The following is a 22,570-nucleotide window of genomic DNA, read 5'->3' as shown; positions in this document are numbered from 1 at the left end:
AAGGGCTGGCGTCGCGATTTCGGAATATTGGCAGTATGCCCCTGTTTTGCCCGACGGGTCAACCGTAGAGCGCGGCGATCTGCGCCGGCACTCGGATCACCTCTCCTGCCGGGAGAGGTCATCCGCGGCCCGGGCTGATTGCATCGCGCGTGGGCGCTTGATGATGCATGCGCCCAAGCCATTGATTCCGCACGCCCCGGCTACTGTGCATGGGGTTGTTTTCGAGCTTTTTGTTTTTGGGGATGCCGGAACGCCGTCGCGTGCCGGCCGTCAGCTCTGGCGGAAGCCCATCCGGAAGGCGCCCCAATGCTTGCCGCGGATCACGATCGGCGAGGACAGATCCTTCATCAGCACGAACTGCCCGCCGCCCATGTCGCGGCGGTAGGTCTGGAGCAGGAACGGCTTGGTGTTGGCCGCGACCTTCTTCACCGCGCGATCGGTGAACAGGCGGCGGTTGCGGCAATTGGCGTTATTCCAGACCGGGTCCTTGCCCTGGGGCAGGCGGTAGTTCGGATTGTGCGTCGGCAGATAGCCGCCCTTGGTCCAGGCGACGCAGAACACGATGCGGGGATCGGATTTCTGGATCGGGTCCTGGATCGCGGGCAGCACGCGGTCGGTGAACTCGACGTAGTTGGTGAGGTACTGTTTCGGATCGGTGCCGGCAATTTCGCGGTATTTCTCGTCCATGAGCTGCTCGAGCGTGACGTCGCCGCGATCGATCGCGGCTTCGAACTCGGCAGAGATTCGCCTCGCGGTCTCGACGACGACGCGGACCAGCGGTGCATCCGACGTCTCTACGCCGCTGTCGGCGATCAGCGCGATCAGGCCTTCGGAGGTGTCGAGCAGCTTTGTCACCCGCTGATCGGCGCTCCTGAGATCGCGCGAGGACAGATCGACGCCCTTGGCGAGCTCGTTGAGCTCGCTGATCACGGTGTCGCAATGTCCGAGGTTGGACGTCGCCGCGCGCGTGACGCTGTCGATCTCCGCCTCCACGGAGGCAAAACCCTGCTGGACGCGCGAGATGATGCTGGAGATCTGCTGGGCGCCTTCGCCGGCGGTCTTGGCGCGCTGCGAGGCGTCGCTGCTTTCGCCGATCAGGCCTTCGATCTGGCCGTCGAGGTCGCGCACGGTGTCGGCGATCTGATGCGTGGCCTGGCGGGTCGCTTCCGCGAGGTTCTTCACCTCGCTCGCGACCACGGCGAAGCCGCGACCGGCATTGCCGGCACGCGCCGCCTCGATCGTTGCGTTCAGCGCGAGCAGGTTGGTCTGTTTCGCGATCGCCTCGATCGAGCCGGACACCTTTGCGACCTGCGCCAGCGCCGAGCCGACGGCGCTCAATCGCGCCTCGATGCGCTCCACTGCGGCGACGAGCTCGGAGATGTGGCTGACCGCGGTATCGACCGCGCTGCGCGACTGCGCGATCTCGCCGACCGCGGCGGACGTGGTCGTTTGCACCGCCTGCGATGCATTGGCGATGTCGTGGTTGGCCGAGACCATCGTCTCGGCGGTCTTCTGGAGGTGGTGGAACCGTTCCGACTGGTTCGCGACACGGTTTGCGACCTCCTGGACATTGCCGGCGATGTCGGCGAGTTCCACGCCGAGGCCGCCAATGCGATCGGCGAGCTGGTCGATCAGCCGTTCGGCGAGCGTCCGGTTGGAGCCGGTGTCCATGACGGCAAGTTGTGCGACGGACATGTTCGATGAGTCCTCCAGTCAGAGCCGTTCGCCGGCTCGCGGCGGCATTCCCATTCCAATTTCGACCTTAAAGGATGATTCGCCGCCGCCGTCTTGCCTGAGCGTGCACGAGGGCGCGATTCACTTAGTTCTTTGGTTGGAGCACGGTCTTGTCGAAAGACACCGCGCAATTTCCTGGAGCATGTTCTAGAGCTTGTAAGCGGTGCGGAATCCACCCCAGTGCCGGCCCTGCACGCGGATGGGGACGTCGATCTCCCGCATCATCACGGTGTTGCCGTTGCCCATGTCCCGCGCATAGCTCTGGACCAGATACGAGCGCAGGTTGTGCGCGGCCGCCAACCCCGCCGGATCGTTGAATATCCGCCGGTTGCGGCTGTTGGCCGTGTTCCAGGCGACATCGCCCGCCCGCTGCGCATGCGAATAGATATTGTTGTGCACCGGCAGGAAGCCGTTGCGGTCGACCATGGCGCAGAACGCCATACGCGGCTCCTTCGCCAGAAAGGCTTCCTGAAACGGCGGCAGTGCGCGGTCGGCCCAATCCAGATATCTGGTGCGGTATTGCTGCGGGTTGGTGCCCGCAATCTCCACATAATCGGTGTCGAAGAGTGCGTCGATGCTGACGTCGCCGCGCGCAACCGCCTGCTCGAAGATCCGGGTCAGCGCGCCTCCGGCTTCCATGGCACGGGTCACGAGCTCCGTGTTCTCCTCATGGATCGACCACAGCCTGTCTTCGATCTTCTCGCGGAGCTCGGCGTCGGCACCAACGAATTGCGCGCGAGCGCCGGTCTTGGACTGCTCGACGACGCGCAGGCGGCAGGCGCCGACATGTTCGAGCGTGCCTTCGATCATCGATTGCGGTGCAAGCCGGCCGGCATCCGTGCCGCCGATCAGCACGCCATCCATCGCGATTTCATAGACCGGCAGCACGCCGCGCGCGGTTTTGAACTTGAGATGGCAGGGCAGGCGTTCGGTCTTGCGGCGGTCGTCATGCTCGCTCTGGCGGAGCAGCACGGCGCAGCGCGATTTCAGCTTTTGCGCGAAGGTGGTGACGGCCTTGCCGGCACTGGCGACGTTCTCGCCATGGGTCTCGGCCGCCTTGGTCGCGGCATCGATCTCGGCTGCGCTCTCGCCGACCGAGATGATGAACTCCGACGCGCTCGCGGCATTGCCGGAGACTTCGCTGGTGGTGGCTTTCTGCTCGGCGACCGCACCGTTGACGGTTTCGAACACCGGGCGGATCGCCTCGATCGCCTGCGAGATGCGATGCACAGCATCGGCCGAGCCGACCGCGTCGCGCTGCAGCGCGTCGATCTTCCGTGTGATCTCTTCGGTTGCTCCTTGCGTCTGCACCGCGAGGGCCTTGACCTCGGTGGCGACGACCGCAAAACCCTTTCCCGCAGCGCCGGCACGCGCGGCCTCGATGGTCGAGTTGAGCGCGAGCAGCGTCGTCTGCCGCGCGATCTGGGCGATCAGATTGACGACGTTGCCGATGGCGGCGGAGGATTCGCGCAAGCGATCGACGTTGGCGCGGGCTTCCTGCGCCGCGGCGCTGGCCTCGTCGGCGAGCTTGCCGGCTTCGCGGACCTGCGCCCCGATGCCTTGGGCGGACTGGGTGAACTTGTCGGCGGCATGGGCGAAGGTTGAGGTGGTCGATTGCGCGGCATTGGTGCGGCCGGTCAGGGCGTCGGTGCGGTCGCGAATGGCAGCAAGGGTTGCGGCGGTCGCCTCGGCGCCGCCGGCCACGGAATTGGCGGCGCGCTCGAGCTGGCGAATCATCGCGCCCAGCTCGAGTTCCAGCAATTCCAGGATTTCCCTGGCGGAATCGCCTTCGGCGGCCGGGGCGGGCTCGGAATTGGCCACCGGCTGCGTCGCCTGCGGAGCTTCCGCGGGCGAAGCCATGTCAGGTAGACGCTTCCGAAATAGTCCGAACGCCATCACGTCTCTCTTGTCGTGGAACGCGCGGACGCTATTTTCGCAGGCCGGAATGAAATCAGGGTTAACGATGCCCGACCTCTAGGCAGGCGTCCTCAGGGTGGCTACCTCTACGGTGCTACCTTAAAGCGCCAGAGCCCCTTTGATTCCGGTGGGTTGGCGGCTTATAAGGCCGCGCTTCCCACCCCATCGGCGGACGATTCCAAAGACCATTCAAGAGACCACGCATGGCCGGACATTCCCAATTCAAGAACATCATGCACCGCAAGGGGCGGCAGGATGCGCAGAAGTCGAAGCTGTTCGGCAAGCTGGCGCGGGAAATCACCGTCGCGGCCAAGCTCGGCACGCCTGACCCCGCCATGAACCCGCGCCTGCGCGCCGCCGTGATCGCCGCGCGCCAGGAGAACATGCCGAAGGACAATATCGAGCGCGCCATCAAGAAGGCGCTCGGCAGCGACGGCGAGAACTATGACGAGATCCGCTACGAGGGTTACGGCCCCGGTGGCGTCGCCGTCATCGTCGAGGCGCTGACCGACAACCGTAACCGTGCCGCCTCGGACATCCGCTCGTTCTTCACCAAGTCCGGCGGAAATCTCGGCGAAACCGGCTCGGTGTCCTTCATGTTCGACCGCACCGGCATCATCGAATACGACCGCAGCGTCGCCTCCGACGATGCGGTGCTGGATGCCGCGATCGAGGCCGGCGCCGACGACGTCGTGTCCGGCGAAGGCAGCCACGAGATCTACGCCTCGACCGAAGGCTATCGCGACGTCGCCAAGGCGCTGGAAGCCAAGTTTGGCGAGCCACGCAAGGCCGCGCTGATCTGGAAGCCGCAGAACACCGTCGCGGTGGACGACGAGACCGGCGAGAAGCTGCTCAAGTTGATGGACCTGCTCAACGAGCACGACGACGTCCAGAACGTCTATGCCAATTTCGAGGTGTCCGACGCGCTGGTCGCGAAGATGAGCGGGTAGGGCCGCTCGGACGGTGTGCTCCCTCGCCCCGCTCTTGCGGGGAGAGGGTTGGGGTGAGGGGCTGTTTCCGCGGGCGCGGTGACAGACGGACTCGCGGAGAGTCCCCCTCACCCGGAAGCCGCGCTTTGCGCGCATTCCGGCCTCTCCCCGCAGGCGGGGAGAGGCGAAGAGCACTTCCCCTGTTACTTCCGTTCTGTTTCTGTTTCCCTCTGTCCGGCCAGCCGCTATCACTGGCCCATGACTGCGCTTCCGATTCGTGGCCCCGTTCGCATCATCGGCATCGACCCCGGCCTGCGCCGTACCGGCTGGGGCGTGATCGAGGCCGAGGGCAATCGTTTGATCTATGTCGCCTGCGGCTCGGTGGAACCGCCGGACGATCTGCCGCTGGCGAGCCGGCTGCTCGCGATCCATGAGGGGCTCGCGTCCGTCCTCTCCAGCCACCAGCCGATGGAAGCTGCGGTCGAGCAGACGTTTGTGAACAAGGATGGCGTCGCGACGCTGAAGCTCGGCCAGGCCCGCGGCGTCGCCATGCTGGCGCCCGCAATGTTCGGCATCTCTGTCGCCGAATACGCGCCGAACCAGGTCAAGAAGACCGTGGTCGGTGCCGGTCACGCCGACAAGCAACAGATTGCGATGATGCTGAAGATATTGCTGCCCAAGGCCGAGCCGCCGTCAGCCGATGCCGCCGACGCGCTCGCCATCGCCATCACCCACGCCCATCACCGTCAGAGCGCCGCGCTCAGACTGAAGGTGGTGGGACTATGAGCTTACGCCGCGTATCACTGCCGTCATGCCCGGCCTTGTGCCGGGCATCCACGTTCTTTCTTGCTGATCGCGAAGTCGTGGATGGCCGGGACAAGCCCGGCCATGACGAAAGAGAAGTGCCTGCCGCGACCGAGGTCTCGAGATGATCGGCAAGCTCAAGGGCCTGATCGATTCCTACGGCGAGGATTTCGTCATCCTCGACGTCGGCGGCGTCGGCTACCAGGTGCATTGCTCCTCGCGCACCTTGCAGCATCTGCCGTCGCCCGGTGAAGCCGCCGTGCTGTCGATCGAGACCTATGTCCGCGAGGACCAGATCAAGCTGTTCGGCTTCCGCACCGATCAGGAGCGCGAATGGTTTCGACTGCTCCAGACCGTGCAGGGCGTCGGAGCCAAGGTCGCGCTCGCCGTGCTCGGCACGCTGTCGCCGGCCGATCTCGCCAACGCCATCGCGCTGCGCGACAAGGCCGCGGTAGCGCGCACGCCCGGCGTCGGCCCCAAGGTCGCCGAACGCATCGTCACCGAGCTGAAGGACAAGGCGCCGGCCTTCGCCAATGTCGACCCGGCCGTCGTGCACCTCGCCGGCGCCGTCGACGACCAGCGCGCGCCGCGGCCCGTCGCGGATGCGATCTCCGCGCTGGTCAATCTCGGCTACGGCCAGCCGCAGGCCGCCGCGGCGATCGCATCGGCCTCGCGCAGCGCGGGTGAAGGCGCCGAGACGGCGCAGCTCATTCGGCTCGGCTTGAAGGAGCTCGCGAAGTGAAGGCGTCAATGATCAATCTCGTAGGGTGGGCAAAGCGGAGCGTGCCCACCATCTGTAGAGCGAGCGGTAGCATGGTGGGCACGGCGCGAAGAGCGCCTTTGCCCACCCTACGATCTGAGGGAGTTCGCTGAGTGAGCGATCCCAAGGCCAACCGCATGGTGTCGCCCGAGCGCCGCAGCGACGATGTCGGCGACACCGCGCTGCGTCCGCAATCGCTGTCCGATTTCGTCGGCCAGGCGCAGGCGCGCAAGAACCTCTCGATCTTCATCGAGGCGGCGCGCAAGCGCGGCGAGGCGCTGGATCATGTACTGTTCGTCGGCCCGCCCGGCCTCGGCAAGACCACGCTGGCGCAGATCGTGGCCAAGGAGCTCGGCGTCGGTTTTCGCGCCACGTCTGGTCCAGTCATCGCCAAGGCCGGCGATCTCGCTGCGCTGCTGACCAATCTCGAAGAGCGCGACGTGCTTTTCATCGACGAGATCCATCGCCTCAGCCCGGCGGTGGAAGAGGTGCTCTATCCCGCGATGGAGGATTTTCAGCTCGACCTCATCATCGGCGAGGGCCCGGCGGCGCGGTCAGTGAAGATCGAGCTGTCGAAATTCACGCTGGTCGGCGCCACCACGCGCGCAGGCCTGCTCACCAATCCCCTGCGCGACCGCTTCGGCATTCCGGTCCGGCTGAATTTCTACACGATCGAGGAATTGGAGAGCATCGTCAGCCGCGGCGCGCGCGTGCTCAATGTCGGCATGAGCGCTGACGGCGCCAACGAGATCGCGCGTCGCGCCCGCGGCACGCCGCGCATCGCCGGCCGCCTGCTGCGCCGTGTCCGGGATTTCGCATCGGCGGCCGATGCCGACAAGATCGACCGCAAGATCGCCGACCACGCGCTGAGCGCGCTCGAGGTCGACGCCGCAGGTCTCGACGCCATGGACCGCCGCTACCTCACGACCATTGCGCTCAACTATGGCGGCGGCCCGGTCGGCGTCGAGACCATGGCAGCTGCCTTGTCAGAGCCGCGCGATGCGATCGAAGACATCATAGAGCCCTATCTGATCCAGTGCGGCTATCTCCAGCGCACCCCGCGCGGCCGCCTGCTGACGTCGCACGCCTTCCGCCATCTCGGCATCGCCGAGCCTTCGCGCGATGCGGCGGCACAGTTCGGCCTGTTCGGTACCGACGAGGCCGAGGACGACTGACTGCCGCAACCGGTGAACCCAGCGGTTCAATCCCATCACTAATCCGAACGCGCGGCGGACGGCATCGCCGCTGACGCACACGGACTGGAGCGGGAAGAATGAGGCTGACGGACGACACTGGAGTGCTCGAGGTCATCGCGGCCGCGCCGCAGCTGCGCACGCCTGATGAGACCGAGGCGTTCCTGGATCCGATGCCGCTCAGCGAGCTGGCGTCGATGTGGTGCGTGCTTCAACGCGTCAGCCGGCGCGACCAGGTCGGCAGCATCAGGGCCTTGATACTCTATTTCGATCATCTGCCGCATCGCCGGCCGCAAGAAGCGCTCGATCTCGTGCTGGAGGTGCTCAAGACCGAGGCCGACAAGCCGACGGTGATGCAGCTCAATGACAAGTTCCTGCTGGCGCTGCTCTATGCGCACGGTGAAGAGGTGATCGCGCGCATCGAGCACGAGGCCGGGCACAATGACCGGCTGCGCTGGCTGCTTGGCGGCGTGCATGTCGCTGCCGACGATCCCTTGATGTCGCGTCTTGCAGAGTTCGCCGACGGCGAAGCCTGGCATGCCGACCATCTGGCGCGGCGCACGCCGCGCGAGCCGCTCGATTGCGCCAACATGTCGACCGGCGCGCTGGCCCGCGCCTGGGTCGAGCAATATTCCAGGTCCGAACGCGACCAGGACGACAATCTGTTCGCGATCATGGAGTTCGAGCGCGACCTGCGCGAGGACGATCCCGATGGAATGATCGACCTCATCCTGGAAATCCTGAAGATCGAAGCCAATCCGGTGCTGCTGTCGCTGCTGGCCGCGGGTCCCCTCGAAGACGTAATCAGCGCCGGGACGATCGACCGCATCGAGCGCGAGGCGCGTGTCAATGAACGTTTTCGCGATCTGCTCGGCGGTGTCTGGTACTACCGCGCGCCCGACGACGTGAAAACGCGGCTGGATGCCTTGATTGGCGAGAGCCGCTGGTAACCTTTGTGCAGGCGTCTGCACGAGGATGCAGACGGTCTGCACGAGCCTACCCCAATTCCGCTTCAATCGGATCGCATCGAGAAGCGGCATCAGAACCGGGTTTCCATGATCTCGCGCCGTCATCTCATCCGTTCCGTCGGCGGCCTGTCCGCCCTCGGCGTCTCGACCGCCGCCTATGGCGTTGCTGTCGAGCCGGTGCTGCGGCTTCGCGTCACCCGCTATCATCCGACGCCGCGGCAGTGGCCGGCGGATCTTCCGCTGAAGATCGCCGTCATCGCCGACATCCATGCCTGCGATCCCTGGATGCCGCTGGACCGGATCGAGGCCATCGTCGCCCGCACCAACGCGCTGAACGCCGACCTCATCGTGCTGCTCGGCGACTATGTCGCCGGTCTGCATCAGATCACACGCATCATTCCGTCGAGCGAATGGGCCAGAGTGTTGGGCGGCCTCAAGGCGCCGCTGGGCGTCCATGCCGTCATGGGCAACCACGATTATTGGGACGACAAGACCGTGCAGCGGGCCGGGCAGGGGCCGACCACCGCGCATCGTGCGCTGGAAGCGGCCGGCATTCCCGTCTACGAGAACGACGTCGTGCGCCTCACCAAGGACGGCCGCCCGTTCTGGCTCGCGGGTCTCGGCGATCAGCTCGCCTTCCTGCCGGCGCGCCGGTTTCGGAGCATGGTGCGCTTCGGCGCCGACGATCTCAGCGCGACCCTCGCCAAGGTCACGGACGACGCGCCGATCATCCTGCTCGCGCATGAGCCCAACATCGCGCCGCGCGTGCCCGCGCGTGTTGCGCTGCAGCTGTCCGGCCACACCCATGGTGGCCAGGTCCGCCTGCTCGGCTGGTCGCCGGCAGTTCCGCCGCAGCACGGCATCCGGCTCGCCTATGGTCATGTCCGGCTGAAATGCAACGTCATCATCTCCGGCGGCCTGGGCTGCAGCGTCATGCCGGTTCGTTTCGGCGTGCCGCCCGAGATCGTCGAGGTGACACTGGGCAGGACGGGACCAATTGTGTCCCAGAGCGTTTTCGAGCGAAGTGGGCACCGGTTCGCGTAAAGAAAACGCGACAAGCAAAAAGCCTGCGTGCTTGCGCGACCGCCTGTTTTTGCGCAAAACGGGCCGGTGACCGACAAGCGAAGAGGCTCGCGACGTGACTGCGCATCTCGACGGCGACATCCGCGACGGCCGCCACCACATGCAGGTCCGCGTCTATTACGAGGACACGGATTTCTCGGGGATCGTCTATCACGCCAATTATCTGCGCTACATGGAGCGCGGACGGACCAATCATCTGCGGCTGATGGGCGCCGAGCAGCAGGTGCTGTTCGAGCAGGTCGAGACCGAAGGCGCCGGCTTCGCCTTCGTCGTGCGCTCGATGCATCTGGACTTCCTCAAGCCCGCGCGAATGGACGACGTGCTCGATGTCGTGACCTGGCCGATCGCGGTGAAGGGCGCCTCCATCATGCTGGCGCAGGAGGTGCGGCGCGGTGACGACGTGCTGGTGAAGGCCGAGGTGCGCGTCGCCTTCATCAGCGGCGGCCGTGCCCAGCCGATCCCGAAATCGATCCGGACCTTGATGAAAGCCGATCTGATTTCGTGATCGCCCGATAAGTGATCGCCTGATTTGTAATGGCCTATCGACTCCGGCAATTGCAGCGATAGATTGCGGCCCCAACCAATCGATGAGGCCCCGATGTCGCGCCCGCCGCTTCCCCCCTTCACGAGAGAAACTGCCGCGCAAAAGGCACGCATGGCCGAGGACGCCTGGAACTCGCGCGATCCGGTGAAGGTGTCGCTCGCCTATACCGAGGACAGCCGCTGGCGCAATCGTTCGGAGGTCTTCCTGGGCCGTGAGGCCATCGTCGCGTTCCTCACCCGCAAATGGGAGAAGGAGCACGACTATCGCCTGATCAAGGACCTCTGGGCCTTCGACGGCAACCGCATCGCGGTGCGCTTCCAGTACGAATGGCACGATGCCGGCGGCCAGTGGTATCGCTCCTACGGCAACGAGCAGTGGGAGTTCGACGAGTACGGCTTGATGAAGCGGCGCGAGGCCTCGATCAACGACATCGCGATCGCTGAGAAGGATCGCCGGTTTCATTGGCCTGCGCCTGGGCCGCGGCCGGCGGATGTGGTGGGGCTGGGGACTGATCCGTTCTGAGGCTTGCGAGATGGTGCGGAATGCACGCTGCACCCTCTCCCCTTGCGGGAGAGGGTGGCTCGTCGCGTAGCGACGAGACGGGTGAGGGGTATCTCTCGGCGAGTAGCTCTCACAATTGAGTTCGCGGATAGATACCCCTCATCCGGCGCTTCGCGCCACCTTCTCCCACAGGGGGAGAAGGGAAGAGTCTGCGTGGCGACAGTTGGAAACTAAAGCGTCGCGCGCCGCGCCAAGAACCTCGTGATCGCGCCACCGAGCTTTGCGCTGTCCATCGGCTCCGCCAGCGACTGCCTCGCTGTTGCGACCACGTCATCCGGCGCCTTGCCGTCGCGCAGATCGCAGCACACTTGTGCGAAACCTGCGTCGAATTCCGGATGGGGCTGCACCGTCAGCGTGGTGCCGTTGGCGTAGAGCAGGCCGGCATGTGGCGTGAATTCGGACGAAAGAATCGTGAGGGCGTCGTTTGGCGGTTCGATCACCTGGTCCTGATGCGAGCAGGCGATGGCGACCGCTTCGCCGTCGACCACGCCGTTCTCCGGCAGCACCTGATAGACGTGCCGGCCGATGCCCCAACCCTTGTCCGACTTGCGCACGGTGCCGCCGAGCGCCTGCGCGATCAGTTGATGGCCGAAGCACATGCCGACCATTGGCGTCTTGTTGGCGTAAGCCCTGCGCACGAAATCTTCCAGCGGTGCGATCCAGTCGAGCCCGTCATAAACGCCGGCCGCCGCGCCGGTGATCAGCACGGCTTCGAGCTGGCGTGGATCGGGAAGTGCGTCGCCATTCGGGATGCTGATGACATCCACCGTGGCCGCCGGATCCTCGGCATGGACCATGCGCTCGAACATGTCCGGAAACGAGCCGTGACGCTCGCGATGCTTTTGAGGAACGAGCCCGGTCTCGATGATGGTGATGCGTGCCATGTGCCACCTGCGGATACTGAGAGGATATAGCGAGACCGGCAAGGCGTCCAAGTCAACCGGGCGAAGAATCCTGTGCGGACTCGTCCTCGAGCTTTGTGAGCGCCTTGCGCATGGTCTCGACCAGATCCAGCGCCACCGGCGACGGGCTGCGCTGGGCGGGAAAGACGGCGGAGAATTCAAAGTCGATGCGCGGCAGGAAGCGGCGCACGACGACGCCGCGCGTCGCAAATTCCTGCGCGGTGAAGGGATCGCAGATCGACACCCCGAGCCCTGATGAGACCATGCCGCACATGATCTCCGACAGCGTGGTCTCGACCCTGAGCACGCGGCGGACATCGCTGCGGTGGAAGACCTGGTCGACGAGATGTCGGCTCGACGATCCCGCCGACAGTGAGATGAACGTCTCGCCCTCGAAATCGCGCGGCTCCAGCACTTCCTTCTCCGCCAGATGATGTCCGGTCGGCAGCACCGCGACGCGGGCCAGCGCCGGCAGCCGCAGGCTCGGCAGGCCGGAATGCGCGATCGGCACCTCGGCAAAGCCGATGTCGCATTGGTTGTTCAGCACCCAGTCGACCACGATCGGTGAGATCACGCCGAAGAAGGCGAGGTTGAGGTTGGGACGCTCCTTCAAGAAGTGGCCGGCGAGCCGCGGCAGATAGCCGTTCGCCAGAGCCGGCAGCGCGGCGATGCGCAGCGAGCCGGTGCGGCGGCCGCGGATTTCCTCGGCGGCGGCGGTGATGCGTTCGAGGCCAACGAAGGAGCGCTCGACCTCGGTATAGAGCGCCATCGCCGCCGCGGTTGGCACGAGGCCGGTGCCGCGCCGCTCGAACAGCTCCATCTTCAGCAGCGCCTGGAGGTCGCGCAGCAGCCGGCTGACCGCGGGCTGCGTCACCACCATCAGCTTCGCCGCCTCGGTGACGCTGCCGGTCAGCATTGTCGCGCGGAAAGCCTCGACCTGCCGCGAATTGATACGCACCATCCCAAATACCATTCATAACATTTTGGCATGCAAAGGGTGCCATTATTCATTGGACGATGGAAGCTTGGGTTTGCGATCTTTTTCATCAGAGCTGGAGCCAGCCCGCTTTTTCGGCAGATTGGAGGCGTTCAAACCTCCAAATCGCGCAAAACCCGCCGCGGAGGGGCCGGAGCCCTGGTCGGGAAGGGATTGCGCGGAAGGAAATGCGGAAGGTGCCTCAGTCGGAGACTTGTCGGCACGTCACCTCATTCCGGTATGGAGATCGGTCCACATGAAGACTCTTCGCCTTCTGACCGCGGTCAGCATCGCAGCGCTCATCGCCGTCCCGTCGGCCGCTTCGGCCCAGCAAAAGACGCTCTACGTCGCCGGCTATGGCGGCTCTTTCGAGAAGACCATTCGCGACGAGGTGATCCCGACCTTCGAGAAGGAAAACGGCGTCAAGGTCGAATACGTCGCCGGCAACTCCACCGACACGCTGGCAAAGCTCCAGGCGCAGAAGGGCAATCAGCAGATCGACGTCGCCATCGTCGACGACGGCCCGATGTACCAGGCGATCCAGCTCGGCTTCTGCGGCAAGCTCGACGGCCTGCCGGCTGACCTCTACGACACCGCGCGCTTCAAGGATGATCGTGCGGTGGCGATCGGCATCGTCGCGACCGGCCTGATGTACAACACCAAGGTGTTCAAGGAGAAAGGCTGGGCACCGCCGACCTCCTGGAACGACCTGAAGGACACGAAATACGCAAAGCAGCTCGTGATCCCCCCGATCAACAACACCTATGGCCTCGAAGCGCTGGTGATGCTGTCGAAGATGAACGGCGGCGGCGAGACCAACGTCGATTCCGGCTTCAAGATCTTCAAGGAGCAGGTCAATCCGAACGTGCTCGCCTATGAGCCGTCGCCGGGCAAGATGACCGAGCTGTTCCAGTCCGGTCAGGCGGTCATCGCAGTGTGGGGCACCGGCCGCGTGCAGAGCTTCGCCAACACCGGCTTTCCCGTCGACTTCGTCTATCCGAAGGAAGGCGCGGCAACGCTGCTGACGACGGCGTGTCCGATCAACAAGCCCAACGCTTCGCCGCTGGCCTCGAGCTTCGTCAAGATGCTGCTCGATCCAAAAATCCAGCTCGTGATGCTCAAGGACTACGGCTATGGCCCGGTGCTGAAATCGCTGGTGATCCCGCCCGAGCTCGGCAAGATGGCGCCGATCGGCGAGCGTGCGGCAAAGCTCTATAATCCGGACTGGACCGTCATCAACGAGAAGCGCGAGGAGTGGACCAAGCGCTGGAATCGCGAGGTCGAGCGTTGATCTGATCGTCCGCATCGGAGACAGCGCATGGCTTATCTCGAGCTCGATCGGGTCGCAAAACAGTTCGGCACGCAGACTGTGGTCGACGACTTCAGCCTGTCGGTGGGGAAGGGGGAGTTCATCTCCTTCCTCGGCCCATCCGGCTGCGGCAAGACCACGACGTTGCAGATGATCGCGGGCTTCCTCGATCCCTCGCGCGGCGCGATCCGCCTGGAGGGCAAGGACCTGACCGCGATCCATCCGGCCAAACGCGGCCTCGGCATCGTGTTTCAGAGCTATGCGCTGTTTCCGCACATGACCGCGGCGGAGAACGTCGCCTTCGGCCTCGAGATGCGCAACGTGCCGCGCGCTGAAAGAGCCGAGCGAGTCCGCGCTGCGCTCGCGATGGTGGGTCTTGCCGGTTACGAGGACCGCCACCCGCGCCGGATGTCCGGCGGCCAGCAGCAGCGCGTGGCGCTGGCCCGTGCGCTCGTGATCAAGCCGAGCGTGCTCCTGCTCGACGAGCCGCTGTCCAATCTCGACGCAAAACTGCGCGAGGAAATGCAGATCGAGCTGCGCCAGATCCAGCGCAACATCGGCACGACCACGATCCTGGTCACCCACGATCAGAACGAGGCGATGTCGCTGTCCGACCGCATCGTGGTGATGAGCCAAGGCCGCATCGAACAGATCGGTACGCCGCAGGAGACGTATGAAAGCCCGGCCTCGGCCTTCGTCTCGCAGTTCCTCGGCAAGACCAACGATTTTGCCGCGACGATTGATCGGGCTGTGGCGCCGGCGCAGCTGGTGGCGGGCTCCTGGAGCGCGCCGGCGCCGGCAGGATTCAACGGCCCCGTCACCGTCAGCATTCGCCCCGAACGGATCGGCTTCGGCGATGCCGGCCTCAGTGCGAAGATCATCACCCGCATCTTCCAGGGCAATCACTGGCTGTTCCAGTGCGAGAGCGAATGCGGCCCGGCGATCGTGATCCGGCAGAATGACGGCAAGGCGCAGCCGGTCGAAGGCGAGGCGGTTCGCCTCACCTGGCGATCTGAGGACATGAGCGTGCGTGCGAGGACTGTCGCATGAGCGCGGTCGCCGAGGAGCGCAGCACGCGTGCGCCATGGGCGTTGACCGCGCCTGCCCTGATGCTGTTCGTCGGCGTGCTGCTGATCCCGCTCGCAATGACCGTGATGCTCTCGTTCCACGATTGGGGCCAGTACAAGGGGATCGAGCCGGTCTTCATCCTCAAGAACTGGCACGAGATCGCGACCGATCCCTATTACGCCGAGATGTTCTGGCGGACGTTTCGCATTGCGATCCTGACCACGCTGCTCACCGCTTTGCTTGGAGCGCCCGAAGCTTACATCCTCAACCGCATGAGCGGTCGCTGGAAGAGCTTCTTCCTGCTCGTCATTCTCGGGCCGCTGCTGATCTCCGTGGTCGCGCGCACGCTGGGCTGGGCGTTGCTGTTCGGCGGCAACAACGGGCTCGTCAACAAACTCCTGATGTCGCTTGGGGTGATCGGTTCTCCCATTCCCTTCATGTTCACTGAAACGGGCATGGTGATCGCGCTCGCGCATGTGATGATGCCGTTCATGGTGCTCTCGGTCTGGGCAGCGCTGCAGCGGCTCGATCCGCAGATCGAGAATGCCGCAATGTCGCTCGGCGCGGGCCCCGCGACCATCATCCGCCGCATCATCATGCCGCAGATCATGCCGGGCGTGCTGTCGGGTGCCATCATCGTATTCTCGCTCTCGGCCAGCGCCTTCGCGACCCCGGCGATCATCGGCGGGCGCCGGCTCAAGGTCGCGGCGACGCTCGCCTATGACGAATTCCTCAACACGCTGAACTGGCCGCTCGGTGCGGCGGTCGCAACGCTGCTGCTGGTCGCGCTGGTGCTGATCGTCGTCGGCAGCAACGCGCTGATCGAGCGCCGCTATGCGGAGGTGTTCCGATGAGACGGAACGGCCCGCTCGCGTTGATCTTCCACACCATCTTCGTCATCATCATGGTGGCACCGATCCTGGTGGTCTGCCTCGTCGCGTTCACGCCCGAGGGCTTCCTGTCGCTGCCGACCAACGGCTTTTCGCTGCGCTGGTTCAGGACTATCGCGAACTACCCTGAATTCATCCACGCCTTCTGGGTCAGCCTTGGCCTCGGCGCTCTGTCGTCCCTGGTGGCGCTGCTGTTCGCGGTGCCGGCGGCGCTGGCGATCGCGCGCCACCGCTTCCGTGGTCGCGATGCGCTGGCGGCACTGTTCCTGTCGCCGCTGATGATTCCGCATGTCGTGCTCGGCATCGCCTTCCTGCGCTTCTTCACGTCAGTCGGCCTCGGCGGCAGTTTTGCGGCGCTGATCATCGCGCATGTCATCATCGTGTTTCCGTTCGCGCTGCGGCTGACGCTGGCGGCCGCGACCGGCATGGACCGCACGGTCGAGATGGCGGCGGTGTCGCTCGGCGCCAACGGCTGGACGCTGTTCCGCCGCGTGACCTTGCCGCTGATCCTGCCCGGCGTGATCAGCGGCTGGGCGCTCGCCTTCATCCAGTCCTTCGACGATCTCACCATGACCGTCTTCCTCGCGGCACCCGGCACCGAAACGTTGCCGGTGCGCATGTTCCTTTATATCCAGGACAACATCGATCCGCTGGTGACGTCGGTCTCGGCCTGCGTGATCGCTGTTACCATGACCGCCCTCATTCTGCTCGACCGCTTTTACGGGCTCGACCGTGTGCTCGCCGGCAAGGGCGATACGGGACGATAGGAGACCCCATGCGAACAGATTACGACGTCGCCGTCGTCGGCGGCGGATTGCTCGGCTCCGCCATTGCCTGGGGCCTCGGCCGGCTCGGCAAGAAGGTGGCCGTGCTCGACGAGGGCGACATCACCAAGCGTGCCTCGCGCGCGAATTTCGCGCTGGTCTGGGTGCAGAGCAAGGGTCTCGGTATGCCCGCCTATACGGTCTGGACCGTGCAGGCATCACAAGCGTGGGGCCTGCTTGCCTCCGAACTGAAGCAACAGACAGGCCTCGACGTCTCGCTGCAGCAGAATGGCGGCTTCCACCTCACGCTCGGTGAAGACGAATTCGGCCAGCGCACCGAGCTGGTGAAGCGCATGCACAACCAGGCCGGCGCCGCCGACTACAAGATGGAAATGTTGCCCGCCTCCGAAGTGAAGAAGGCGCTGCCGCTGATCGGGCCGGAGGTTTCCGGCGGCAGCTATTGTCCGCTCGACGGTCACGTCAATTCGCTGCGCACGTTCCGTGCGTTCCACACCGGCTTCAAGGCGTTCGGCATCGACTATTTTCCGGAGCGTCCGGTCTCGGCGATCAGCAGGAGCGGCGGCGAATTCCGCCTGACCACGCCGAAGGGCGAGTTGCGTGCCGCCAAGATCGTGCTGGCCGCCGGCAATGCCAACCAGACGCTGGCGCCGATGGTCGGCCTCTTTGCCCCGATGGGCCCGACCCGCGGCCAGATCGTGGTGACCGAGCGCACCATGCCGTTCCTGCCGCACCCGCTGACCACGATTCGTCAGACCGACGAGGGTACGGTGATGATTGGCGACAGCAAGGAGGACGAGCTGGACGACCGTGCGCTGAAACATTCGATCAGCGCCGTCATGACCGATCGCGCCCAGCGCATGTTTCCGCATCTGTCGCGGCTCAACGTGGTCAGAAGCTGGGCCGGCATCCGCGTCATGCCGCAGGACGGCTTTCCGATCTACGACCAGTCGGAGACGCATCCCGGCGCCTTTGTCGCCTGCTGCCATTCCGGCGTGACGCTCGCCTCCAACCACGCCTTCGAGATCGCGCGCATGGTGGCGCAGGGCGCGCTCGAGCCGGAGCTGGTCGGCGCATTCTCGGCCAGCCGCTTCGGCGGCGCGGGCGCGGCGAACCACAGCGGCTATTAGAGATATCAAGGAGCCAAGAGGCATCCCATGTTCAAGAGATCCGAGCAGGACCAGCGGCCGCACGTGCAGATCTTCGTCGACGGTGTTGCCGTTGCGGCGCGGCAGGGCGATACCGTCTCCGCGGCGCTGCTGGCATCCAGCTGCGATGTGCGCAGGTCAACCGCGGTGAGTGGTGCGCCGCGTCTGCCCTATTGCATGATGGGCGTCTGCTTCGACTGCCTCGTCACCATCGACGGCGTCGGCAATCGCCAAGGCTGTCTCGTGCCCGTTGCAGAGGGTATGCAAATCGAGATCCAGAAGGGCAAGCGGGAGATCGGAAAATGACTGTGGCTCCCAAGCGCGAATCCTATGACGTCGTGGTGATCGGCGCCGGTCCCGCCGGCCTCGCGGCCGCTGCGACATCCGCCGAAGCCGGCCTGTCGACGCTGTTGCTTGACGAGAATGTCGGCCCCGGCGGCCAGGTGTTTCGCGCCATCTCGTCCACGCCGGTCACGGAGCGCAGCCAGCTCGGCGCGGACTATTGGGTGGGTGCCGATCTCGTGCAGGCGCTGCGCGCGAGCAACGCCGAAGTCATCCATCGTGCCACGATCTGGAGCCTCGACCGCAATCTCGAGATTGCCGCCTCGATCGGCGGCGCCTCCGCTTTCGTCAACGCCAAGCGCGTGATCCTTGCGACCGGCGCGCTGGAGCGGCCGTTCCCGATTCCAGGCTGGACGCTGCCGGGCGTGATGACGGCGGGCGCGGCGCAGACGATGCTGAAATCATCGGCTCTCGTGCCCGATGGCCGCACCGTGATCGCAGGGCAGGGGCCGCTGCTCTGGCTTCTCGCCGCGCAGATTTTGCGCCTCGGCGGCCGTATCGACCGCATCCTCGACACCACCGTGCGCGGCAATTACTTTGCCGCGTTGCCGCACGCCTTCGCCTTCCTGACGTCGCCCTATTTCGCCAAGGGCTTGTCGATGATGCGCGAGGTGAAGGCGCAGGTGCAGGTCGTCTCCGGTGTGACGGAGCTCGCCGCATCCGGCGACGGTCAGCTCGCGAGCGTGAGCTATGTCGCCAGCGGCAAGCGCGAGACCATTCCTGCCGATCTGCTGCTGTTGCATCAGGGTGTTGTCCCCAACGTCAATCTGGCGATGGCGGCCGGCGTCGAACACCGCTGGGACGATTTGCAGCTGTGCTGGTCGCCGGTGCTCGATGCGAGCGGCGGTTCGTCGGTCGCCGGCATTGCGATTGCCGGTGACGGCGCCGGAATCGGCGGCGCGAATGCTGCCGTGGTGCGCGGCCGGATCGCGGCGCGTGCGGCGGTGGAAGCGCTGGCGCCGGCGGCTGCGGCGAAGCTCGCATCGATGGCGACACTCCGCGCCGATCTCGCCAAGGCCGAACGCGGCCGCGTCTTCCTCGACACGCTGTTCCGTCCGCCGCCGCAGTTCCGCATTCCCGCAGGCGACACCATCGTCTGCCGTTGCGAAGAGGTTACGGCGAAGGACGTTCTCGATGCCGTCGCGATCGGGGCGACCGGGCCGAACCAGCTCAAGGCCTATCGCCGCACCGGCATGGGCCCGTGCCAGGGCCGGCTCTGCGGCCTCACCGTCACCGAGCTGATGGCGCAGGCGCGCGGAAAGACGCCGCAGGAGATCGGCTATTACCGGCTGCGCGCGCCGGTGAAGCCGATCACGCTCGCCGAGCTCGCCGCCGTTCCCAAGAGCGAGGCCGACGTCAAGGCGGTGGTGCGCGGATGACCGAAAACGTGGATGCGATCGTCGTCGGCGGCGGCATCCACGGATGCTCGACCGCGCTGCATCTGTGCCTCGCCGGCCTGAAGCCGGTGCTGATCGAGAAGGACTATGCCGGCCGCCACGCCTCCGGCGTCAATGCCGGCGGTGTCCGTCAGCTCGCGCGGCACATCCCGGAGATTCCGCTCTCGATCCGCTCGATGGGGGTCTGGGAGAAGATCTCGGATCTCCTCGACGATGATTGCAGCTTTGAGAGCCACGGCCAGGTGCTGGTTGCGGAAAACGAAGAGGAGCTCGCGGTCTGCCGTGCGCGCGTCGCCGAGCTCAATGCGCTCGGCTTCACCCATGAGGAGCTGATCGACGCGGCTGAATTGCGCCGGCTCGTCCCGGCGGTCGCCGAGACCTGTCCCGGCGGCGTGGTCTCGCGCCGCGACGGTGCCGCCAATCCGGCGCAGACGACGACCGCGTTCCGTCGCAAGGCCGAGCAGCTCGGTGCGACCGTGCGCGAAGGCATGGCGGCCAGTAACATCCGATATAGCGATGGCCTCTGGCATGTCGATGTCGGCACTGAAACCTTCGCCGCGCCGGTGCTCGTCAACGCAGCCGGCGCCTGGGCGGGCAAGATCGCGGCCGCGCTCGGCGAGCCCGTTCCGGTCGAGACCGTGGCGCCGATGCTGATGATCACCTCGCGCGTTCCGCACTTCATCGATCCCGTCGTGATCCTGCGCGGGCGCAAATTGTCCTTCAAGCAGTTCTCCAACGGCACCGTGCTGATCGGCGGCGGCCATCTGGCGACGCCGTATCAGGACCGCAACGAGACGGTGCTGGACTGGAAGAGCCTCGCGACCAGCGCGCGCAGCGTGTTCGAGCTGTTTCCGGTGATGCGTAGCGCGACGATCGTGCGGGCCTGGGCCGGCATCGAGGCGAAGATGAAGGACGATATCCCCGTGTTCGGGCCGAGCAGCCGTCACAAGGGCCTCTATCACCAGTTCGGCTTCTCGCTGCACGGTTTCCAGCTCGGCCCCGGTGCCGGCGCCGTCATGGCGGAGCTGATCGTGAACGGCGGCACCCAGACCCGCGTCAGTGATCTCGGCATCGACCGCTTCCATCCTTCCACGCTCTAGCAACAAGAGGACATCATGAGCATCACCCGCAGCATCCGCACGCCCATCATGCACCGCGCCGTCGAGGCCAATGGCTTCGTCTTTCTCGGCGGCACCATCGCCGACGACACTTCGGTCTCGATGGGCGACCAGACCCGCAACATCCTCGGCAAGATCGCCGGCTATCTGAAGGAAGCGGGGACCGACAAGAGCCGCGTCGTCAGCGCCTCGATCTTCGTCACCGATCTGTCCAAGAAAAAGGAGATGGACGCGGCCTGGATCGAGTTCTTTGGCGACAATCTGCCGACCCGCGCCACCGTCGGCGTCGCCGATCTCGGCGGCAGCGCGCTGATCGAGGTGGTGGTGACCGCGCTCAAGGGCTGATCGTAGAGCGATAGGGACCTCAGCACGTTCCTCGTGCTGTCGTCCCTACGAATTGCGGCTTGATCTCGCGCTTCCGCGCGACTAGTTAGAGGGCTCTCAATCAGGAACCTCGCAGCCATGGATTTCACCCCGACCGCAAAGCCCATCCGCCTTGCTCACGGGGAGTTCCATGCCTGCTTCAATCATCCTGTCGAACCTCTCGCTGTCCACGCCTGACGGCCGTTCTCTTCTCTCCAACATCGATCTGACATTCGCGGCCGAGCGCACCGGTCTCGTCGGCCGCAATGGCGTGGGGAAGACCACGCTGCTTGCGTCGATCTCCAGGGACCATGTTCCCCAGGGCGGGCGTGTTCTGATCAACGGCACCATCGGCTTGCTGCGCCAGGACGTTCAACCGCTTGCAGATAGCACGGTAGCTGATCTGTTCGGCGTGCGGCGGGCGCTGGAGCTGCTTCGCCGCGCGGAGCGGGGCGACGCCTCGGTCGATGACATCGCCGCGATCGACTGGACGCTCGAAGCGCGGCTGGAGGCCGCGCTGGCGCGTCTCGGCTTCGATCCGTCTGCCGATACGGAGCTGTCCCGTCTGTCCGGCGGTCAGATCACGCGCGTTCGTCTGGCCGCACTGGTATTTGCCGAGCCCGACTTCCTGCTGTTGGACGAGCCCACCAACAATCTCGACCGGGACGGCCGCAAGGCGGTGATCGATCTCCTCGCCGCTTGGCGTGGCGGCGCGATTGTCGTCAGTCACGACCGGAATTTGCTCGAGACGATGGATGCGATCGTCGAGCTGACGTCGCTCGGGTCAACGCGATATGGCGGCAATTGGAGCAGTTTTCGTGCGCAGAAGGCCGTCGAGCTCGCAGCCGTCAGGCACGACCTCGCGCATGCCCAGAGGCGTCTCTCCGAAATTGACGGGAAGGCGCAGGAGATTACGGAACGGAAGGCGCGCAAGGACAGTGGTGGCAGGAAGAAGCGCGCCAAGGGCGACATGCCGCGCATCCTCGCCGGCGCGCGCAAGGACCGCAGTGAAGACACCGGTGGCAAGAATGCACAAATCACCGAGCGACGGCGCGCGGAGGCGATCGAGGCGGTGGACAAGGCCCGCCACCGCATCGAGGTTCTTCAGCCGCTGTCGGTGAAACTGCCCGCGACCGGCCTGCCCGCGGGCAGGGAAGTGGTTTGCCTCGACGAGGTCAGCGCCGGCTATCGGCCGGCGCAGCCGGTCCTGCGCGACCTGTCGCTCTCGATCGTCGGCCCGGAGCGCGTCGCGATTGTCGGACCCAACGGTTCGGGCAAGACAACGCTGCTGAAGCTCATTGCCGGCGAGTTGCGGCCTGCCGCGGGTACGGTGCGGGTCAGGCCTGACTTGGCGCTGTTCGACCAGAAGGTCAGCCTGCTCGATCCCGTGCTCTCCATCCTGGACAATTTTGGCCGTCTCAATCCACAAGCGGGTGCGAACGCGTGCCACGCCGCGCTGGCTCGATTCATGTTTCGCGCCGATACCGCGTTGCAGATCGTGGGGAGCCTGAGCGGTGGACAAATGTTCCGTGCGGGCCTTGCCTGCGTGCTGGGCGGCGCAAAGCCGCCGTCCCTGCTGATCCTGGACGAGCCGACCAATCATCTCGACATCGAGTCCATCGAAGCCGTTGAAGCGGGCTTGAAAGCCTATGACGGCGCGCTGGTCGTCGTCAGTCACGACGACGCGTTCCTGCAGGCAATCGGGATCACGCGCCGGTTCGATCTCGCCGTCAGAGGGGAGCGCGCCAAAGGCGGGATCACCTGATCCCGCCTTGCGGTCGG

Annotated in this window: 22 protein-coding genes; 18 read left to right on the top strand and 4 right to left on the bottom strand. The window is 65.4% G+C overall.

All coding sequences use genetic code 11. From position 1 onward, the window contains the following. Positions 1–270: 270 nt before the first annotated feature. Both NLM27_RS28605 and NLM27_RS28600 read right to left on the bottom strand, forming a co-directional pair. Entirely contained in the window at positions 271–1,695 is a 1,425-nt protein-coding gene (locus NLM27_RS28605; protein WP_254146463.1) for a methyl-accepting chemotaxis protein, read from the bottom strand. Positions 1,696–1,881: 186 nt separating this feature from the next. Then, positions 1,882–3,630 (bottom strand): methyl-accepting chemotaxis protein, encoded by a 1,749-nt coding sequence (locus tag NLM27_RS28600; protein WP_254146462.1) that lies wholly within the window; start codon positions 3,628–3,630, stop codon positions 1,882–1,884. A gap of 224 nt (positions 3,631–3,854) precedes the next feature. Here NLM27_RS28600 and NLM27_RS28595 point away from each other — a divergent pair, with 224 nt between their 5' ends. The 8 genes from NLM27_RS28595 to NLM27_RS28560 all read left to right on the top strand — a co-directional run bounded on the left by NLM27_RS28595 (position 3,855) and on the right by NLM27_RS28560 (position 10,454). Continuing rightward, positions 3,855–4,601, top strand: a complete 747-nt coding sequence (locus NLM27_RS28595) for a YebC/PmpR family DNA-binding transcriptional regulator (RefSeq protein WP_254146461.1) — start codon at positions 3,855–3,857, stop codon at positions 4,599–4,601. A 237-nt stretch (positions 4,602–4,838) separates the two neighbouring features. Further along, positions 4,839–5,366 carry a crossover junction endodeoxyribonuclease RuvC gene (gene ruvC / locus NLM27_RS28590; RefSeq protein WP_254146460.1) on the top strand — a complete coding sequence of 176 codons (528 nt, stop codon included), beginning with the start codon at positions 4,839–4,841 and terminating at the stop codon, positions 5,364–5,366. 142 nt (positions 5,367–5,508) lie between these two features. After that, positions 5,509–6,126 (top strand): Holliday junction branch migration protein RuvA, encoded by a 618-nt coding sequence (gene ruvA, locus NLM27_RS28585; protein ID WP_035998377.1) that lies wholly within the window; start codon positions 5,509–5,511, stop codon positions 6,124–6,126. 155 nt (positions 6,127–6,281) lie between these two features. After that, positions 6,282–7,319, top strand: coding sequence for a Holliday junction branch migration DNA helicase RuvB (ruvB, locus tag NLM27_RS28580; protein ID WP_254148952.1), 1,038 nt, complete (start codon positions 6,282–6,284; stop codon positions 7,317–7,319). Between the two features lie 98 nt (positions 7,320–7,417). Continuing rightward, entirely contained in the window at positions 7,418–8,287 is an 870-nt protein-coding gene (locus NLM27_RS28575) for a DUF6869 domain-containing protein (RefSeq protein WP_254146459.1), read from the top strand. A 105-nt stretch (positions 8,288–8,392) separates the two neighbouring features. Further along, the gene (locus tag NLM27_RS28570; RefSeq protein ID WP_254146458.1) at positions 8,393–9,349 is read left to right on the top strand and encodes a metallophosphoesterase; all 957 of its coding nucleotides are present in this window, start codon (positions 8,393–8,395) and stop codon (positions 9,347–9,349) included. Positions 9,350–9,443: 94 nt separating this feature from the next. Then, complete coding sequence (gene ybgC / locus NLM27_RS28565) at positions 9,444–9,893, top strand: tol-pal system-associated acyl-CoA thioesterase (RefSeq protein WP_254146457.1); 450 nt, start codon at positions 9,444–9,446, stop codon at positions 9,891–9,893. A 93-nt stretch (positions 9,894–9,986) separates the two neighbouring features. Beyond that, positions 9,987–10,454: a nuclear transport factor 2 family protein gene (locus NLM27_RS28560; protein WP_254146456.1), complete on the top strand. Its 468-nt coding sequence runs from the start codon at positions 9,987–9,989 to the stop codon at positions 10,452–10,454. Positions 10,455–10,663: 209 nt separating this feature from the next. On the opposite strand, the gene NLM27_RS28555 is transcribed toward NLM27_RS28560, so the two are convergent. Both NLM27_RS28555 and NLM27_RS28550 read right to left on the bottom strand, forming a co-directional pair. Beyond that, complete coding sequence (locus NLM27_RS28555) at positions 10,664–11,377, bottom strand: type 1 glutamine amidotransferase (protein WP_254146455.1); 714 nt, start codon at positions 11,375–11,377, stop codon at positions 10,664–10,666. Positions 11,378–11,429: 52 nt separating this feature from the next. After that, positions 11,430–12,356, bottom strand: a complete 927-nt coding sequence (locus NLM27_RS28550) for a LysR substrate-binding domain-containing protein (protein ID WP_254146454.1) — start codon at positions 12,354–12,356, stop codon at positions 11,430–11,432. A gap of 271 nt (positions 12,357–12,627) precedes the next feature. On the opposite strand from NLM27_RS28550, the gene NLM27_RS28545 reads away from it, so the two are divergent. The 10 genes from NLM27_RS28545 to NLM27_RS28500 all read left to right on the top strand — a co-directional run bounded on the left by NLM27_RS28545 (position 12,628) and on the right by NLM27_RS28500 (position 22,553). After that, entirely contained in the window at positions 12,628–13,662 is a 1,035-nt protein-coding gene (locus tag NLM27_RS28545; protein WP_254146453.1) for an ABC transporter substrate-binding protein, read from the top strand. A 27-nt stretch (positions 13,663–13,689) separates the two neighbouring features. Continuing rightward, on the top strand, positions 13,690–14,730 hold the full coding sequence (locus NLM27_RS28540; protein ID WP_254146452.1) for an ABC transporter ATP-binding protein: 1,041 nt from the start codon (positions 13,690–13,692) through the stop codon (positions 14,728–14,730). After that, positions 14,727–15,602 (top strand): ABC transporter permease, encoded by an 876-nt coding sequence (locus NLM27_RS28535; RefSeq protein ID WP_254146451.1) that lies wholly within the window; start codon positions 14,727–14,729, stop codon positions 15,600–15,602. The genes NLM27_RS28540 and NLM27_RS28535 overlap by 4 nt, the downstream gene beginning before the upstream one ends. After that, positions 15,599–16,405 (top strand): ABC transporter permease, encoded by an 807-nt coding sequence (locus NLM27_RS28530; RefSeq protein ID WP_254146450.1) that lies wholly within the window; start codon positions 15,599–15,601, stop codon positions 16,403–16,405. Before NLM27_RS28535 ends, NLM27_RS28530 begins: the two co-directional genes overlap by 4 nt. Positions 16,406–16,413: 8 nt before the next feature. After that, positions 16,414–17,550, top strand: coding sequence for an FAD-binding oxidoreductase (locus NLM27_RS28525; protein ID WP_254146449.1), 1,137 nt, complete (start codon positions 16,414–16,416; stop codon positions 17,548–17,550). 27 nt (positions 17,551–17,577) lie between these two features. Continuing rightward, the gene (locus tag NLM27_RS28520; protein ID WP_254146448.1) at positions 17,578–17,874 is read left to right on the top strand and encodes a (2Fe-2S)-binding protein; all 297 of its coding nucleotides are present in this window, start codon (positions 17,578–17,580) and stop codon (positions 17,872–17,874) included. Next, entirely contained in the window at positions 17,871–19,289 is a 1,419-nt protein-coding gene (locus NLM27_RS28515) for an NAD(P)/FAD-dependent oxidoreductase (protein WP_254146447.1), read from the top strand. Before NLM27_RS28520 ends, NLM27_RS28515 begins: the two co-directional genes overlap by 4 nt. After that, positions 19,286–20,407 carry an FAD-binding oxidoreductase gene (locus NLM27_RS28510; protein ID WP_254146446.1) on the top strand — a complete coding sequence of 374 codons (1,122 nt, stop codon included), beginning with the start codon at positions 19,286–19,288 and terminating at the stop codon, positions 20,405–20,407. The genes NLM27_RS28515 and NLM27_RS28510 overlap by 4 nt, the downstream gene beginning before the upstream one ends. Before the next feature lie 15 nt (positions 20,408–20,422). After that, the gene (locus NLM27_RS28505) at positions 20,423–20,770 is read left to right on the top strand and encodes a RidA family protein (protein ID WP_254146445.1); all 348 of its coding nucleotides are present in this window, start codon (positions 20,423–20,425) and stop codon (positions 20,768–20,770) included. 169 nt (positions 20,771–20,939) lie between these two features. Further along, positions 20,940–22,553, top strand: a complete 1,614-nt coding sequence (locus NLM27_RS28500) for an ABC-F family ATP-binding cassette domain-containing protein (protein ID WP_254146444.1) — start codon at positions 20,940–20,942, stop codon at positions 22,551–22,553. Positions 22,554–22,570 lie beyond the last annotated feature (17 nt).

It is taken from the genome of Bradyrhizobium sp. CCGB12, assembly GCF_024199845.1.
GTDB lineage: Bacteria > Pseudomonadota > Alphaproteobacteria > Rhizobiales > Xanthobacteraceae > Bradyrhizobium.
Note: the sequence above shows the minus strand (reverse complement) of the source record. Positions and strands in the feature narration are given on the sequence as shown.